The sequence below is a fragment of the Wolbachia endosymbiont (group B) of Melanostoma mellinum genome, from assembly GCF_947251465.1.
Lineage (GTDB): Bacteria > Pseudomonadota > Alphaproteobacteria > Rickettsiales > Anaplasmataceae > Wolbachia.
In genome coordinates, this window is the sequence record NZ_OX366366.1 from 1,568,813 (window position 1) to 1,585,411 (window position 16,599).

21 protein-coding genes and 1 pseudogene are annotated in these 16,599 nt (G+C 35.4%); 20 read left to right on the forward strand and 2 right to left on the reverse strand.

The features are described from left to right. Position 1 precedes the first annotated feature (1 nt). From OPR42_RS07355 to OPR42_RS07420, 14 genes are all read left to right on the forward strand, one after another. Positions 2-226: a gpW family protein gene (locus tag OPR42_RS07355; protein ID WP_264336184.1), complete on the forward strand. Its 225-nt coding sequence runs from the start codon at positions 2-4 to the stop codon at positions 224-226. Then, positions 223-927 carry a glycoside hydrolase family 25 protein gene (locus tag OPR42_RS07360; RefSeq protein WP_265042227.1) on the forward strand — a complete coding sequence of 235 codons (705 nt, stop codon included), beginning with the start codon at positions 223-225 and terminating at the stop codon, positions 925-927. Before OPR42_RS07355 ends, OPR42_RS07360 begins: the two co-directional genes overlap by 4 nt. Then, positions 924-2,333, forward strand: coding sequence for a phage portal protein (locus tag OPR42_RS07365; RefSeq protein ID WP_264336182.1), 1,410 nt, complete (start codon positions 924-926; stop codon positions 2,331-2,333). Before OPR42_RS07360 ends, OPR42_RS07365 begins: the two co-directional genes overlap by 4 nt. Next, complete coding sequence (locus OPR42_RS07370) at positions 2,330-3,376, forward strand: S49 family peptidase (RefSeq protein WP_265042228.1); 1,047 nt, start codon at positions 2,330-2,332, stop codon at positions 3,374-3,376. The genes OPR42_RS07365 and OPR42_RS07370 overlap by 4 nt, the downstream gene beginning before the upstream one ends. Before the next feature lie 67 nt (positions 3,377-3,443). Next, positions 3,444-3,812, forward strand: coding sequence for a head decoration protein (locus OPR42_RS07375; protein WP_253309042.1), 369 nt, complete (start codon positions 3,444-3,446; stop codon positions 3,810-3,812). 25 nt (positions 3,813-3,837) lie between these two features. Beyond that, on the forward strand, positions 3,838-4,842 hold the full coding sequence (locus OPR42_RS07380; RefSeq protein ID WP_265042229.1) for a major capsid protein: 1,005 nt from the start codon (positions 3,838-3,840) through the stop codon (positions 4,840-4,842). Positions 4,843-4,930: 88 nt separating this feature from the next. Next, on the forward strand, positions 4,931-5,251 hold the full coding sequence (locus OPR42_RS07385) for a head-tail joining protein (protein ID WP_264686489.1): 321 nt from the start codon (positions 4,931-4,933) through the stop codon (positions 5,249-5,251). Continuing rightward, positions 5,244-5,747 (forward strand): phage tail protein, encoded by a 504-nt coding sequence (locus tag OPR42_RS07390; RefSeq protein ID WP_265042230.1) that lies wholly within the window; start codon positions 5,244-5,246, stop codon positions 5,745-5,747. The genes OPR42_RS07385 and OPR42_RS07390 overlap by 8 nt, the downstream gene beginning before the upstream one ends. Further along, complete coding sequence (locus tag OPR42_RS07395; protein ID WP_265042231.1) at positions 5,744-6,217, forward strand: hypothetical protein; 474 nt, start codon at positions 5,744-5,746, stop codon at positions 6,215-6,217. The genes OPR42_RS07390 and OPR42_RS07395 overlap by 4 nt, the downstream gene beginning before the upstream one ends. Beyond that, positions 6,204-6,668 carry a phage baseplate assembly protein V gene (locus tag OPR42_RS07400; protein ID WP_265042232.1) on the forward strand — a complete coding sequence of 155 codons (465 nt, stop codon included), beginning with the start codon at positions 6,204-6,206 and terminating at the stop codon, positions 6,666-6,668. The genes OPR42_RS07395 and OPR42_RS07400 overlap by 14 nt, the downstream gene beginning before the upstream one ends. Continuing rightward, positions 6,665-6,925, forward strand: a complete 261-nt coding sequence (locus OPR42_RS07405; RefSeq protein WP_265042233.1) for a PAAR domain-containing protein — start codon at positions 6,665-6,667, stop codon at positions 6,923-6,925. The genes OPR42_RS07400 and OPR42_RS07405 overlap by 4 nt, the downstream gene beginning before the upstream one ends. Next, positions 6,922-7,257: a GPW/gp25 family protein gene (locus OPR42_RS07410; RefSeq protein ID WP_265042234.1), complete on the forward strand. Its 336-nt coding sequence runs from the start codon at positions 6,922-6,924 to the stop codon at positions 7,255-7,257. The genes OPR42_RS07405 and OPR42_RS07410 overlap by 4 nt, the downstream gene beginning before the upstream one ends. A gap of 2 nt (positions 7,258-7,259) precedes the next feature. Further along, positions 7,260-8,054 (forward strand): baseplate assembly protein, encoded by a 795-nt coding sequence (locus tag OPR42_RS07415; RefSeq protein ID WP_265042235.1) that lies wholly within the window; start codon positions 7,260-7,262, stop codon positions 8,052-8,054. Beyond that, entirely contained in the window at positions 8,054-9,007 is a 954-nt protein-coding gene (locus OPR42_RS07420) for a phage tail protein (RefSeq protein ID WP_265042236.1), read from the forward strand. The genes OPR42_RS07415 and OPR42_RS07420 overlap by 1 nt, the downstream gene beginning before the upstream one ends. An 81-nt stretch (positions 9,008-9,088) precedes the next feature. On the opposite strand, the gene OPR42_RS07425 is transcribed toward OPR42_RS07420, so the two are convergent. Next, a complete protein-coding gene (locus OPR42_RS07425) occupies positions 9,089-10,033 on the reverse strand; it encodes an IS110 family RNA-guided transposase (RefSeq protein ID WP_264336326.1) in 945 nt (314 codons plus the stop codon). A 221-nt stretch (positions 10,034-10,254) separates the two neighbouring features. Between OPR42_RS07425 and OPR42_RS07430 the strand changes: the two are divergent. The 6 genes and pseudogenes from OPR42_RS07430 to OPR42_RS07455 all read left to right on the forward strand — a co-directional run. Next, a pseudogene (locus OPR42_RS07430) lies at positions 10,255-10,629 on the forward strand (phage tail protein); the annotation flags it as partial. A gap of 168 nt (positions 10,630-10,797) precedes the next feature. Further along, positions 10,798-11,508 (forward strand): ankyrin repeat domain-containing protein, encoded by a 711-nt coding sequence (locus tag OPR42_RS07435; protein ID WP_264705155.1) that lies wholly within the window; start codon positions 10,798-10,800, stop codon positions 11,506-11,508. A gap of 38 nt (positions 11,509-11,546) precedes the next feature. Next, entirely contained in the window at positions 11,547-12,011 is a 465-nt protein-coding gene (locus OPR42_RS07440; RefSeq protein ID WP_264705156.1) for an ankyrin repeat domain-containing protein, read from the forward strand. 4 nt (positions 12,012-12,015) lie between these two features. After that, positions 12,016-12,450: a DUF2924 domain-containing protein gene (locus OPR42_RS07445; protein WP_264704947.1), complete on the forward strand. Its 435-nt coding sequence runs from the start codon at positions 12,016-12,018 to the stop codon at positions 12,448-12,450. Further along, complete coding sequence (locus OPR42_RS07450; protein ID WP_264704948.1) at positions 12,444-13,925, forward strand: recombinase family protein; 1,482 nt, start codon at positions 12,444-12,446, stop codon at positions 13,923-13,925. Before OPR42_RS07445 ends, OPR42_RS07450 begins: the two co-directional genes overlap by 7 nt. A 112-nt stretch (positions 13,926-14,037) precedes the next feature. Then, positions 14,038-14,163 (forward strand): hypothetical protein, encoded by a 126-nt coding sequence (locus OPR42_RS07455; protein WP_264704950.1) that lies wholly within the window; start codon positions 14,038-14,040, stop codon positions 14,161-14,163. Positions 14,164-14,327: 164 nt separating this feature from the next. On the opposite strand, the gene OPR42_RS07460 is transcribed toward OPR42_RS07455, so the two are convergent. After that, complete coding sequence (locus tag OPR42_RS07460; protein WP_264704951.1) at positions 14,328-16,367, reverse strand: ankyrin repeat domain-containing protein; 2,040 nt, start codon at positions 16,365-16,367, stop codon at positions 14,328-14,330. Positions 16,368-16,599 lie beyond the last annotated feature (232 nt).

The following is a 16,599-nucleotide window of genomic DNA, read 5'->3' on the forward strand; positions in this document are numbered from 1 at the left end:
GATGTACAACGAAGAGTATTTAATTCAAGTCGAAGAAGCGATAAAGAAACTACAAAACGGAGAACGAGTGGTATCAATTGCATATGGTGACCATGTTGTGAGATATGCTGAAGTTCAGATAAATGATTTGCTCAGCCTCAGACAACGCATCAAAGGTGAACTAAAGATTGCTGGAATGAAGCCTAAACGAAAGATTATTTTTGCAACAAATAAAGGAGTTATATGAGGGAAAATTTTCTGAGAAAAGTTGTAAAAGAGGAATATTCTGAATTTTTAGAGCAATTAAAAACTTTTATAAAACTATGGGAGAATAGAGAGAGTCCAGTAAATGGAATAATAGATTTGTCACATTGGCAAGAAAATGTGGATTTTGAGTTAGCTAAAGAGAGTGGTATAATTGGAGTAATTCATAAGGCAACACAAGGACTAAAATATGTGGATTCAAAGTATGCGAAGAGAAGAAAGAAAGCTGAAGAAGAAGGATTACTCTGGGGAGCATATCATTTTGGCACAGAAGGAAACGGCAAAAATCAAGCTGATCATTTTCTAAAAACGGTAGGCGAAAGCAAAAATACTATACTTGCGCTGGATATTGAAGAAAACAAAAGTGGCAAAAATATTACAGTTAAGCAAGCTGAGGAATTTGTAAAGAGAGTTGAAGAAGTAACAGGAAGATTACCCCTAATTTATGGCAGTAGCTATTTTCTTAAGGATTTTGCCACGCCAACTTTGACAAAATGTCCATTATGGATAGCAAGCTGGAGAAAAGAGCTCACATTACCAAAAGGCTGGAATGATTGGATTTTATGGCAATATACTGACGGTAAAACAAGTCCAGAGCCACATGAAGTAGAAGGAATCGGAAAATGTGACAGAAATAAATTTAACGGAACTTTGAAAGAATTAAGAGAATTTTGGTTAGTATGATGCTGAAAAATTTCAAACAACTATTTAGTAAGCCAAAAATCAAAAGTTCTGCTTGGGATGCGTCAGGCTCAGGAAGAAGGGTAATATATTGGCAAGGAGAAGCGGGAAGCATAAATAATTTACTTTCTCAGAGCCTTGGGCACTTACGTAGCCGCTCTCGGGATATGGTGAGAAAAAATCCTTACGCTGCAAATATAATTGATACGATAGTAAGTAACTCTATTGGAACAGGAATAAAACCGCAATCAAAAGCAAGAGATGGAGAATTTCGAAAGAAGGTGCAAGAATTATGGCTAAAATGGACAGATGAAGCAGACAGTAACGGAGTAAGTGATTTTTATGGATTACAAGCTCTGGTATGCAGAAGTATGATAGAGGGAGGAGAATGTTTTGTACGTTTAAGAACGAGAAAGCTGGAAGATAGATTTTCTGTGCCATTACAACTGCAAGTACTTGAGTCTGAACATCTAGATAATAAAACAAATCAAACTTTAGGAAATGGTAATGTAATAAGAAACGGGATTGAGTTTAACAGGCTTGGGCAAAGAGAAGCATACTACCTATTTAAAGAACACCCTGGTGAAAATACCTTTGGAGAGTCAGTAAGAGTGCCAGCAAACGATGTTTTACATATTTATAGACCACTAAGACCTGGGCAAATTAGGGGAGAGCCATGGCTTTCTAATATACTGCTAAAGCTTTATGAACTTGACCAGTATGATGATGCAGAATTAGTGAGAAAAAAGACAGCAGCGATGTTTGCAGGGTTTATTACGAGACTCGATCCTGAGGCAAATATTTTAGGAGAAGGCGAAGCGAATGAGCAAGGAGTAGCATTATCAGGTTTAGAGCCAGGAACAATGCAGCTTTTAGACCCAGGAGAAGACATAAAATTTTCAGAACCGTCAGATGTAGGAGGAAGTTATGAAGCATTCATGAGACAGCAACTGAGGGCAATAGCAATAGGCACAGGGATAACATATGAGCAGCTAACAGGAGATTTAACAGGAGTGAATTATTCATCAATCAGAGCTGGATTAATAGAGTTTCGTCGTCGATGTGCTATGCTGCAACACAACATTATGGTATTTCAATTTTGCAGACCAGTATGGAATAGATGGCTAGAACTTGCCACTTTATCTGGAGAGCTTTCTACAACAGATAATCAAGTATTTAAAGATGTAAAATGGATACCACAGGGATTTGATTGGGTGGATCCACTAAAAGATCAGCAAGCACAGCAAATGGCAGTAAGAAATGGATTTAAGAGTCGCTCAGAAGTAGTATCAGAAATGGGTTACGATGTAGAAGAAATTGACCAAGAAATAGCAGAAGATCAAAGACGTGCAAGTGAACTGGGCTTAAGTTTTGATTCTGACGTTACGGCCAATCAAGAGGTGATATGAAACAACAATGGCTAAACAGATGTGTAATGGTAGAACCGAGGAGTTTTGAATTACTGTTACTACAAACAGGAAAGCAGCCCATCTTTAAAAATATAAAACATGCAGTAAGAAATAGTGAAAGAGGAATAATACCGATACATGGGATCTTGACAAAAAAGTCAGAAGCTTTTGATGATATTTTGGGAATGACTTCCTATAATCAAATAGAAGCACAAATTACACAAGCAATAGAAGATAGTGATATAGAAACAATCCTGTTGGATATAGACAGTCCTGGAGGAGAGGTCAATGGAGTGTTTGATCTTGCTGATTTTATTTACAATGCAAGGGAAAAAAAGAGGATAATAGCGATAGCAAATGATGATGCATATTCTGCAGCGTACGCTATAGCTTCTAGTGCTGAAAAGATTTTTCTTACCCGCACTTCAGGAGTTGGAAGTATAGGGGTAATAGCAAGTCATATAGATCAAAGTAGGTTTGATGAAAAGCAAGGTATTAAGTACACCACAATCTTTGCTGGTAGTCGAAAGAATGATTTAAACCCGCATGAGCCAGTGACGTCTGAAAGTCTGGGAAGCTTACAAAAAGAAGTAGACCGACTATATGAAATGTTTGTGCAGCTAATAGCAAGAAACAGAGGTCTTTCAATTGAAAAGATTCGATCAACAGAGGCAGGGCTATATTTTGGCGAGAAAGCAGTAGAAATAGGTCTTGCAGATGGAGTTACAATTCCTTCGGAGTTAAAATCTATTAATAAAAAGAGGAGTATTACTATGAATGAACAAACTACAACTGACCTAGAAACTGATAATTTAACTAAGTATCGTACTGAAGTTCTTGAATTAATACGATTATGTAATATATCAAAGATGCCAGAAAAGATAGGAGAATTTATTGAGCAGGGCGTAAGTGTTGAGCAAGCAAGGGAAGTTTTAATGGAACTGCTAGCAGAGCGAACGAAGAAGACAGAGATACTGAGTGCAATACCACAGAATTCAGGAGAAGAATTGATGATGCAGGTAGCGAAAAGTCGTAGGAGTTAAAGTATTTTTATAACCGCCGTATATAGCATTGATAAAAGCGGCGGTAAGCAGTTAAGGAGAGAAATTTATGAGTTGTATAAGCGAACAAAATAATCTGGGTGACTTATTAAAGTATGAGGCATCAAGTCTATATTCAAGAGACCAAATAACAGTAGCAAAAGGGCAGAACCTAAAGCTTGGTACAGTAGTGGCTCTCGATAAAGATAGCATGGTTAAGATAATAAATCCAACTGCCACAGATGGTACACAAACAGCGATAGGTGTAATAGCAAGCGATGTAAACGCAAAGGAAAATAGTAAAGGAGTAATTATTGCTCGTGGTGCAATGCTAGCAGATCATGCAATTGTGTGGCCAACAGGTATCACTGAAGAGCAAAAAGCTGCAGCAATAAAGCAACTTGAAGGACGAGGGATCATTGTCCGCAAGGGAGTGTAACTTAAATTAATAAGGGGGAAAAAGAATGCAAAATCCATTTACAAATACAGCATTTAGCATGACGGCACTAACAAATGCGATGAATATATTGCCGGTAAATTATGGACGAGTTGAAAATTTAAATTTATTTCCAAGTAGGTCAGTAAGATTTAGACATATTACCATAGAAGAACACAACGGAGTATTAAGTTTACTACCAACGCAAGTTCCAGGAGCACCAGCAACAGTAGGAAAAAGAGGAAAAAGAAAGGTAAGAACGTTTACGATTCCACATATTCCACATGATGATGTAGTGTTACCAGAGGAAGTACAGGGAATAAGGGCATTTGGATCAGAAAGTGAACTGAAAGCGCTGGCAGATGTAATAACTGACCATTTGCAGCTAATGAGAAATAAACATGCAATAACGTTGGAGCATTTGCGTATGGGAGCGCTGAAAGGAATAATTTTAGATGCTGATGGGTCAGAATTATTAAATCTGTACAACGAATTTGAAATCACGCCAAAAGTAGTAAATTTTGCACTAGGAACAGCAACAACAGATGTAAAGCGTAAGTGTATGGAAGTACTCCGGCATATAGAAGATAATCTAAGTGGTGAATATATGACAGGAGTTCATGCCTTGGTAAGCCCTGAGTTTTTTGATACACTAACTTCTCATGCTAAAGTAAAAGAAGCATATGAGAGATGGCAAGAAGGAGCAGCACTTCGAAATGATATGAGATCAGGATTTACGTTCTGTGGCATAACGTTTGAGGAATATAGAGGACAAGCAACTGACCCTGAAGGGACGGTAAGAAGATTTATTGAGAAAGATACAGGGCACTGTTTTCCACTAGGAACAGCAAGCACATTTACAACATATTTTGCACCAGCAGATTTTAATGAAACAGTAAATACTCTTGGACAGCCACTATATGCAAAACAAGAGCCAAGGAGGTTTGATAGAGGGACCGATTTACATACACAGTCAAATCCTTTGCCAATGTGCCATAGACCTGGAGTGTTAGTCAAAGTTGCTGCAACATAACAATACCGGTAGAATGAATGTAGTGAGGTATTCTACCAGTATGTTCCTTCTTAGCATACTTATAAACCTTAATACATAAAATGGAGAAATGCAAAAAAATATTAAGAGACTACTAAAAGATTGTTTTGCCCATTTAGGAAAAGTGGCTTTGTATGAATCAAATGATAAGTCATATGTGGTACAAGTACTAAAACAACAGCCAGATAAACTATACGAGATTGGTGAAGGACAATTTGTGGGAGAGATGCTTTTTCTTGAGGTAAACGTTTTTGATGTACTGAAGCCAATGGTGGGAGATATTTTTGTTATTGATGGTCGTAAATATAAAGTATATTCTCCACCGCTGCGAGATAATTCAGGAATAGTATGGAATATAAAATGTACAGTACTTGGAGAGAAGGATGTTTAACATTGAGGTTAATGAAAATATTGAGAGGATTATTCACAACATTGATGCTAACAAAGCCAAAATAGAATTGGCAGCGGTAAGAGCACTAAACAAAACGGCACTATGGTTAAAAGCGCAAGCAGCTAGGGAAATCAGTGAGGAAAAGAAAAGTTTGATAAGAAAGAGATTAAGAATTTTTAAGGCGAAAACTAGCAGATTAGAAGTGTTAATTAGAGCAAATCTCTATGACATTAGAGCATCGACAATTGGCAAGATACAAAAAACAAGAAGAGGATCGAAAGTAGGAAAGCATGAGTTTATAGGAGGATTTGCAGCAGTTATGCCAAAAGGAAATAGCGGTATGTTTAAACGTGAAGGAAGAGCAGCATTGCCAATAAAGGAAGTAAAACTACCACTGGAACCAGAGGCTTCAAGGATAATAGGGAATCTTGTTAATTATGAAGTTGAAGAAGTCTTTACAAAGTTTTTTGAACGTGAATTGAGCTATAAAGGATGAATTTGAAAGATTTACATGATAAAATTTGTACCACGCTGAAGAGAGAAATACCAGCAATTCAAACTTGTGAAATTTATCCATCGATAAGAAAAGAATTAGTAGCGCCAGCGTTATTTGTAGAGCTTGTGAGTTTAGAATCGGGAAAAGATCCTGGAACAGAGGAATTAGCCCTAAAAGCAAGATTTGAAGCGAGAATTGTAGTTGATGGAACAGTCGAGGATTCCTCGTTAGTTGTAAGGTCATTAGCAGCAGAAGTAGCAAGAGTAGTGAACAAGAATACCTGGGAAAAGAATGTATCTCCGGCTGAATTTCTTTCTGCAGAGCCTGATGGATTTAGACCCGAATTAGATGCATATTTGGTGTGGATGGTTGATTGGAATCATCAGCTTCATTTAGGTAAATCAGTATGGGAAGAGGGGAAAATTAAACCACATACAATAAACGTAGGAAATATAAATGTTGGATCATAGTTTTGCGATTTCAGAGCTGAATAGGAAGCTAGCAAACGTTATTCGTATAGGAATTGTAAAAGAAATAGATTATGAAAAAGGAAAAGTAAGAGTGAAAATAGGAGAATTTTTAACAGATTATTTACCGTGGATAACAAGTAAAGCAGGAAAAGATAGAGATTGGTCTCCGCCAGATATTGATGAACAGGTTATGATATTTTCTCCTCTTGGTGAACTGTCATTAGGAGTGGTATTAGGAGGAATATATCAGGAAAAATACCCTGCACCAGAGAATAAAAAAGAAATAGATAGTGTGAAGTTTCAAGATGGAACAAGATTGTTATATGATAAGGAAAAACATCATTTAGAGATTGAAGTAGTAGATAAAATAACACTGAAAGCTGGGGGATCAAGTATAGAAATGACAAAAAGTGGAATAAAACTGAAAGCAGAAAGGATCGACTTAAATTGAACAAAGGAATAGTGAGGTTAGGAGACTACTGTGGAGAAGCTATACCACATTTCTGCATTAGCGGCAGTAATAATGTTTTTGTAAACGGTAAGTCAATATGTAGACAAGGAGACAGTTTTAGTGAAGGAAAAGTAATGATTCAAGGATCAAAAATAGTATTTGCAAATGGTCTTGGTATAGGAAGAGTAGAAGATATAGTTTCATGTGGGTTTAAAGTAATTAGAGGGAGTTCTGATGTTTTTACAGAGCCAGTATGAAGGGAATGAGCAAAGAAACAGGTAAAGAACTAGAGGGTTTAGAACACTTAAAGCAATCAATAATTGATATACTGACCACTCCTGTTAACAGTAGGATCATGAGAAGGGATTATGGATCGAGATTATTTGAGTTAGTGGATAAGCCAATAAATAGAGATTTAACACTTGAGATATATGCAGCAACAGCAGAAGCACTGGGAAAATTTGAGAAGAGATTTAAGTTAGAAAAAGTAAAGATTGCTGAAGCTAAAGAAGGAAAAATGACTCTTGTACTTGAAGGTATGTATCTTTCAGAAGGCAAGTTCATAAATATTAGTGGAGTAGTTGTTTAGAAATGCAAACATCTAATATTATTGAAAAACTAAGCTATGAGGAAATATTTTCGAGAATGAAAGAAGAGTTAGTAAATCGAGACACAAGTTTTACAGCATTAGTTGAAAGTGATCCAGCGATAAAGATTCTGGAGGTGGCAGCATGGAGAGAGTTGTTACTCAGAGAAAGAATAAATGAAGCAGTAAAGAGTAACTTACTTAAATTTGCGACAGGAGAAGATCTTGATAATTTGGCTGAGTTTTATGGAGCAGAGAGGCAAGATGGAGAAGAAGATGAACGCTTCAGAAAAAGAATCAAGGCAAGAATAGTTGGCTCAAGCACAGGAGGGAGTAAAGAGCATTATCGGTTTCAAGCACTCTCAGCAGATAGTAGAGTAAAGGATGCGCTGGTTGAATCAAAAGTGCCAGGAAAAGTACAAATTTCAATCTTATCAACACAATTATCCACAACTGGCATAGCATTAGAAGAGCTACTAGAAATTGTAAAAAAGCAGGTTACTAGAGATGATATAAGGGTTTTAACAGATACAGTAACAGTAATTGGTTGCAATATTACGGAAATAGATATTCACAGCAGAATGAGCATAAGTCCTGTAATATCGAAGGAGGAAATCAAGAAACAGTTCATTAAGAAGTTTGAAGCAAATAGAAGGCTGGGATGGAACGTTACAAGATCATGGATAATAGCGAATTTGTTTGTGGAAGGAGTGGAAAACGTAGAATTAATCGAGCCAAAAGAGGATATTGTGATACTAGGGAACGAGTGTGCAAATTTGCGAAAATTAAAGATTGAGTAATGCTATTACCACCAAATGCAACAAAACAGGAAAAAGCGCTAGTAGATGCAACAGATTATAAGGTTGATCCAAGCTGTATTAGAGGATTTAAATTTAGATTGGAAGAAGAAACATTGTCGTGGATAATAGAAGAATATGGTTTAGAAGAGATATTACGCTGGGTAAAAGATAAAAGAAAAGCCATAGTAGAAGGAGTAAAATTTCAAAGACTGCGAGGAACACCTAAATCACTTAAAATAGCACTCAAGTGGGCAAATATAGAAGACATTACAATCATCGAAGAACCACCCGGTAAACACTTTTTTGAGTTGCAAGTAGGGATAAAAGAGGTACCAAATGACTTCTTCGTAGATGCAGTAGTAGAGCTGGCAAAACTATCACTGCCTGTAAGATCCAGATTGATGAGGATTTTTAACGATTATTATAATGTGCAGAGATTTATATTGGATGAGAGTTTATTTGGAGATCTTCTTTCTGATTATTCAGGGGTAAAAATAGAAAAAGATGGACCAGTGTTATCATTTGGAAGAGTAAATTTTTTCAGGTCTAGTGGTCCAGTTATTAGGATTATAGAAAATTATCTACGCGATCATTATGAACGAGCTTTAAGCAATGATATATATCGCCTAGATGTAGCAATCCTTGGAGAAACCGAGCCTCACACAAGGGATTATAAAGGCATCTATGAAAGAGATCATTTGTGGTACAACTTAAAAGCACTATATCCATTACCACAGAGTTTATTACCATCGATTAAATTTGCAAAAGCGCAGATAGTCTTATCAGATCAACTATGTTTTTTAAAATTTTTTGAATTTAGTTTCATTACAACTTTTGTTTGTAATTTTGTTTTTTATTCGAGTAAAAAGTGCATTTTTGACAATAAAAACCCTAACTTAATCATAGAAAAATTTTGTATCAAACAACAGTTACTGCTTAGATCTTATGGTTAACGAATATGTGTATAAATACTTTAAATGTGTGTAGACGTATTTATCCACATATTCGTTAACCTATTTTCTATGCAGATTTTTTTAATTCACATTGACTGCTTCTTTAAGCCTCGCATTGGCAATTACTATGATTTTACGCATTAGAGCTGTCATAGCCACCATCTTCTTTTTACCTTTACCAACAAGCCTTGAATAGAAGGCACCAAGCGCAGACTTAGACCTTGAAGCAGACATCGCAGCTGTAAAAAGCTTTTCACGAACGTTGCTTCTGCCACCACTTATTCTGCGATAACCAATAGTTTTACCACTTTCTTTCGGATGAGGTGCAACTCCAGCAAGACTTGCAATTTCTCCCCTACTTACATAACCAAGTTCTGGCATTAGACACAGAAAATCTTGAGATAATTTTGCACCTATTCCTGGAACTGTTTTAAGGATTTTTTGGCGCTTTTGTAACTCTGGATTCTCATCAATAATTTTTTGTATGGTATTGTTGAGCTCATCTATCTGGCTATTAAAGAATTCAATAGTTTTCTGACAGCTTTCTTTTATATGGTCGTTTTCAGGTGCTGCAAGCCTAGATTTCTCTTGAGCTCTCATTTTTGTAATGTCATCACGACGTTGACAAAGTGCAACTAAGGTTGTTTGTTCTTTTGACATAGGTGCAAATAGAGATAGAGTACTATAGCGTTCAAACCCATACTGAGCAAGGGCTCTTGCATCTGATTGATCAGACTTTGCTAAAGTTCCATGAGATAGAACAAAGCTTTTTACTTTGCGAGTATTAGCTCGATGTACAGCAATATCTTTATCAACAAGAAAATGTGCTAAGCCAAGCTCATATTTTCCAGTGTTTTCCAGAGTTACTAAAGAATTAGGTAAGATATTTGAAAAATCTTGAAACAATTGTTGCCAGCCAGCAGTATCATTGTCGAATTCGACAGCGTTCTTCTGTTTGTGAACTGCAACAACATTTTTAAATTTTCCAATATCAATGCCAATAAAATTTTGATAAGATGTAATCATAATAACCTCGATTAGTTTTAATTAATTTAAGATTGTAAACGGGTGCATACATATGTCCCATGCAACTATTCAAACGTATCGAGAGATGGGCTAGTGTACCTTGATCCGAACGGTTATAATACCAACAGTTGGTCGGTCGCACACGCCCGTGATAACTCTATTCCTATAGTGAGTAGGGTTATCTTCCCTCTTATCTCCTTTATATCATATTTTTAACTTACAACAGTTGGGATTTAGGAGACATAAATACGTGCTTTCCAGTTAGTAGCGTAGAAGAAAGAGGAAATAAATTTGTATTGGGAAGCGATAAACTTTCAGGGCAATATTGGAATTTAAAACACAAGCCAATTTTAGAAAGATTTAGCGTTACTCACAACTATAAAGTAGAAAATTATACAGATCAGAAGGTCAGAAAATATGTTTTAGCAGAACACAACGTTTACTATAAAAATGATTTGGATTCAGAGCAAAAAGACTCAATACACGAATTAGAAAAGCACATTTTAGTATTTTACTCAGGAGTACTGAAGTGGCACGAACATCGACATTTGCACAGAAGTTGGAAAAATAGTCAAGCAATATGTGTAATAAGTTAAATACTTATATTTAGATCCTTATATATTATATTAATAATAGTTTAAAGTGTATGAAATAAAAAGAAAAAGACTTGCTTTCTCATGCTAAAAAGGACATGACTTGAATAGCAGCAGGTAAATATAAGAAATTTGTCTGGCGCTAGAAAAGCTAATTTTGTGAGGTATGAAATGAGTTTTAGCAAGAGTAAGTTTTTTAAAGAAGTATCAAGTAAAAACATTAATAAAAGAAATGAAGAAGGAGAGACGATCTTGCATCAAGCAGTAGAAATCTCTGATTACAAAACAGTGAGATTATTAATAAAAAAAGGAGCAGATGTTAATGCAAGAGATAAAAATGGTTATACACCACTACACTGTGCAGTATTTGCGAAAAGCTTAGAAAATGTAAAAGTGCTGCTAAGAGAAGGAGCAGAAGTAAATGCTACTCAATATGTCACTGGATGTACGCCACTGCACTCTGCGTGCAAAATAGGAGGAGCAGGAGTTGAAATAATAAAAGAGCTAGTAAAAGCAGGAGCTGAGGTTAATCAACTGAATAAATATGGTGCAACACCAATGTATTACATATGGGAAAGTGAAAAGTATCGTCTATGTGATAGCAAAGAGAGTGAAAAGGCAAGTAAATTTTTAAGAGAAAAAGGAGGAGTAACAAAAAGTAGGGAACTGACGTGCTATGGAATAGAGGGGCTAGTGGGAGAAATAGCAGACATGTTGAATGGAAGCTACATGCCGGAGCTAAAAATAATAGAGATAGGAGAAATAAGGAAGAGAGACAAATCGCTAATAAAGGAAAGATGTCAAAATTTAGCAAGCAAAATAATGAGCCAAGTGAATGAAATGATAGATGAGGTAGAAAATGTAGTGAGAGGGAAGGCTTAAAAGAGGGATTTAAATTTAAAGAAAAAGTGGGGTAAGTTATGGTAAAGCTGGGTAAAAAAGAGGAGTCACTATTAGAGAACTCGTTTAAAAATATTTATGAAAGAGACGAAAAAGGAAGAATAGCTCTGCATTATGCAATAGACGCAAAAACAGTGAGATTATTAGTTGAAAAAGGAGCGAATGTGAATGCAGCAGATGTAGGAGGATATACAGCACTGCACCTAGCGGTAACAGAGAAACGTCTAGAAACCGTGAGAGAATTGATAAAATCAGGAGGGAATGTAAATGCTGAAGAGTATGGCAATAAATGCACTCCATTGCACCTTGCATGTATGGTGGGGAAAGTGGAAATAGTAAAAGAGTTAGTGGAAGCAGGAGCAGAAATAGAGCAAGCAGATAAGTTCGGAATGACAGCAATGGATTATGCGAAAAATAACAAAGAAATAGCCGAGGTATTAAAGAAAGAAACAGACAGAATTGAAAAGCTATTTATGAAGGGCTAAAAATATGGAGAAAGAAATAGAAAAGAAAGTAATGAATTTAGAGAGAAAACCTTTGGGTGAGCTGAGAAAAACGTGGAAGAAGGTATTTGGGGAAGAGGCGCCTAGATACTCAAAGAAATATCTGATACCAAGATTAGCTTATAGAATGCAGGAAAAAGCGTATGGAGAAATGTCAAGAAAAGGGTTAAAAAGACTAGAATATCTGGCAGATCGACTAGAGAAGGGAAAAAGAATAAGTAGCGATAAATTACCAGTAGAAGGGACAGAATTAATACTAGAGAGAGGTGAAGAGACGCATGCGGTAATGGTAACAGATAAGGGTTTAATCTACAGAGAAGAATTTTATACATCATTGTCAGCAGTGGCGGGGAAAATAATGGGAATGAGCTACAATGGGCCGCTTCTATTTGGAATGAGAGATAAGGAGAAAGAATGCTGAAAGAGGTAAGATGTGCGATATATACTAGGAAGTCAAATGAAGATGGTCTGGAACAAAAGTTTAATAGTCTTGATGCGCAACGTGTAGCATGTGAAAAATATATAAAAAGCCGAGAAGGCTGGGTAGCATTGGCCAAAAGGTACGATGATGGAGGTTTCTCAGGAAAGAATTTAGAAAGACCAGCAATAAAGGAATTGTTTGAAGATGTAAAAAAAGGAGAGGTAGATTGTGTAGTAGTGTACACACTAGACAGACTATCAAGAGAAACAAAAGACAGCATCGAAGTAACGTCATTTTTTAGAAGGCACCGAGTAAATTTTATAGCAGTAACGCAGATATTTGACAATAATACGCCAATGGGAAAATTCGTACAGACAGTATTATCAGGAGCAGCACAACTAGAAAGAGAGATGATAGTAGAGAGAGTAAAAAATAAAATAGCAACATCAAAAGAACAAGGATTGTGGATGGGAGGAACTTTACCGCTTGGGTATAATGTAAAAGATAAGGAATTAATAATAAATGAAAAAGAAGCAAAAACAGTGAAGTATATATTTGAAAGATATTTGGAGCTGAGATCAATGGCAGAATTGGCAAGAGAGTTGAACAGAGAAGGATATCGAACAAAAGCAAAATCAGATATTTTTAAAAAAGCAACAGTGAGAAGGATAGTAACAAACCCAATATATGTGGGAAAGATAAGACATTATGATAAACAATATGAAGGAAAGCATGAGGCGATAATAGAAGAAGAAAAATGGCAAAAAGCACAAGAATTGATAAAGGATCAGCCATATAGAAAAGTAAAATATGAGGAAGCATTGCTAAAGGGAATAATAAAGTGCAAGAGCTGTGAAGTAAACATGACGCTGACGTACTCGAAAAAAGAGAATAAAAGGTATCGATATTATGTATGTAACAATCATCTAGGAGGGAAAAATTGTGAATCGGTAAATCGAACTATAGTTGCTGGAGAAATAGAAAAAGAAGTAATGAAAAAAGCAGAGCAATTATATGAAGAACGGGGAGAAAAAGGGGAAGAATGGAGTTTTGGAAAGCAGAAAGAAGTAGTGAAAAAGTTAATAAAGAAAGTAATGGTAAAAGAGGATGGAATAGAAGTGTGTTTAGAGGATAAGGTGGAATTTATACCAATGAAGAAAAAAGGAAAGAAATGCACAGTAGTAGAACCAGAAGGTAAAACAAACAATGTGCTACTGAAAGCAGTGGTAAGAGCACATCTGTGGAAACGTCAACTAGAGGAAGGGAAATATGCGAGTATAAAAGAACTGAGTGCCAAAGTTAATATAGGTACAAGACGTATACAGCAAATTTTGAGGTTGAACTATTTAGCACCAAAAATTAAAGAAGATATAGTAAATGGGAGGCAGCCAAGGGGTTTGAGGTTAGTGGATTTAAGAGAAATACCGATGCTGTGGAGTAAGCAAAGGGAGAAATTCTATGGTCTTAATTTATAAAAGCCACAGGAGATAGATGTGCCAGAAAATCAAAAGGTACCACTATTGCAAAAGGAGCTGCCACAAAGGGCCATACCAAAAGATGTTGAGATTGATGTAGAAGAGCAAATCAATGTTACAAAATCAATTATGTAAAAATATCAATACAAATGATGAATATTTTAATATTCTGGATGCAACAGTGATAGAAAATGTATCCAATTTAGCTGCATATTTTAATAGTAGATCTGGAGTGTAAAAGGCAGCTCAGAGCCAATTGTATGTTCCATATCCTCATTTTGTAGCCAGCTTAAAAACAATATAAAAGAGTATTCTTAGAAGACATTGGTACAATTTCCTTAATCTATAAATCATAGTAGTTTATATTTAAATAATAATCTTTAACCTTTATGGCAAATTAATCTACCTAGAAACTTCTCTCTTAGGATCAGAAGTTCTTCTTAACTCTTCACGTTCTGCCCATTTCTTGCTAGATTCTCTTATTACTTCGGGAAGCATTAATCCACCAGATCTTTCAAAGTACCCATTTTCAATAGCATCATAAACCCAATCTTCACCAAGTGCACAATCATTACCTAATTCTTCTTTTCTACCTTTGAATTTTTCTAATATTTCCTCTCTATTACTCACTTCTACTATAATTTTGCTTTTATCTTGTACGTCAGGATACAGTCTAACGTCTATATTTCCCAAACTAGTATAGAAAGTTAATACTATATCGCTGCCTTCTGTAAGATCTGTGTAATACCTTATTCCACCTTCGGTTTGAATTTCTACTTCACTTTTACCAATCCTTATTATATCTCTTTCATATTTTATGCTTCCCTGAGTTGATCCTAAATTTCCTGCTCTATCTGTAATCTTTGCAACATCTATTATGCTGTCTCCAGAATATTCTAAGTAGAGAGTAGAGTTATCTATTCTTACATCATACAACTCACCATTGGTGGTACTTTTCGCCAATTCAATAAACTTATGAGCATTACTAATATAATTTTCATGAGCTTTTACCATATTAGCTTTATGATCATTAAATTCTGATTCCAGTGCATCAATTACACCAATACCAATTTTACTGTTAAACACTGCTCCTCTTGATACCAACTTACATATTATGTTGCTGGCAACTTTAGGATTTTTCTCTAGCTTACTGATTTTTTCTATTACATGATCTACAAAATTGTATGCTTTTTTACCTTGAGAAGACTGCTTAGAAAAACCAATCCTTACTCCGGAGCTTATAGCTTCATTTACGATTTCTTCTAGTCTATACATATTTTGAACTTCAGATATCTTGTTTAAAAATTTATTCAGCTTTACCTGATTTGGTGTATTCCATAAAGTAGATTTTACACAATACTTTTCTCCCACATTATAAAAAGATCCACGACAATCTAAGAGAGAAGCTTCTTTCTTGCAAAAAATACCTGCCCCTACCGATAGAAATAAATCTACTACTTCCTTATCAATGTACCGAGCATAATTAAGTATTTTTGAATTACCATCTATGTCTCGAATACTAAAAATCACCTTTAGGTCTTCGCTATTCTTGTGTTTACCTAGAAACTCTTTTAGATTTTTAATGAAGTCAGAAGCATAACATGAATGATCCTCATATGCACCAAGACATTCATCAAGCATACGGTATAATTCTGTACTCAAACTCTTTTGGTCATTAGTGCAAAAGCATTCTTCAATATAATAGTAACGATTATCAATTGCAACTTGTAGTGGCGTTTCCCCTTTTCTATTCTGTATGGTAGGATTAGCTTCTTTCTCTAGGAGTAAATTAACATAGTCAGCATGACCAATACTAGCGGCATGATGTAAGGGTGTTTCTCCTTTGTGATCTTGTATATTAGGGTTGGCCTTTCCTTTTAAAAGAGAAGCTGCATTAGCAAGAACATCAGTATAATGCAGGGGAGTCCTTCCTTTATCACTCTGTATGTTAGGATTAGCACCTGCCTCTAGAAGTAAATCTACAGTTTCATTATATCCTTGAGTCACCTTACCTACAGAAGATACTAGATGCAATACTGTTAATCCAGATTCTCCTCTTTTAAGGTTAAGAACAGTTTTGAGGTCTTGATTATTCTTATTGCTTTGTAGGAAATTTTTAAGTTTTTCAATATAGTATTCACAATGTCTATCTTCTTTTTGATCATAATGACATGGATCTAAACCTTTAACGATGTTTAGTAATTCTCTATTTAACTTCTTTTGACTGTCTGTTAAATTAGATGTGCAGGCAATCCATGTACATACTATACCTTGAAATGAGAGTTTACTATCCATCAAGATAGAAGAAGCAAGAGGTGAAAAAAGACGATTTTTTATCAATTGATATTCTTCATCTAATATTTTGCCAATGCTTAAATCCTCTTCTAATTTTTGCTCATATGCTTTTTTATTTTGCACAATAATAGATTCAGTAACAACCATACCACACCTCCTAACCTAGACGGATATCGTATCATATACAATATACAACATAAGTAAAACTGATTAAACATAATCTTTTTATCATTCTGCAATGTTTTAACTTCTGCACTAAACTCAGATATTCACATAAACTTTAATCAGCACCCTAATATACAAGAAATATAACTTACATTTTCCTTCAATTATGCCACTTATTTTTCTTGAGCATTTTTAGATAGGTTTTCTATTATTT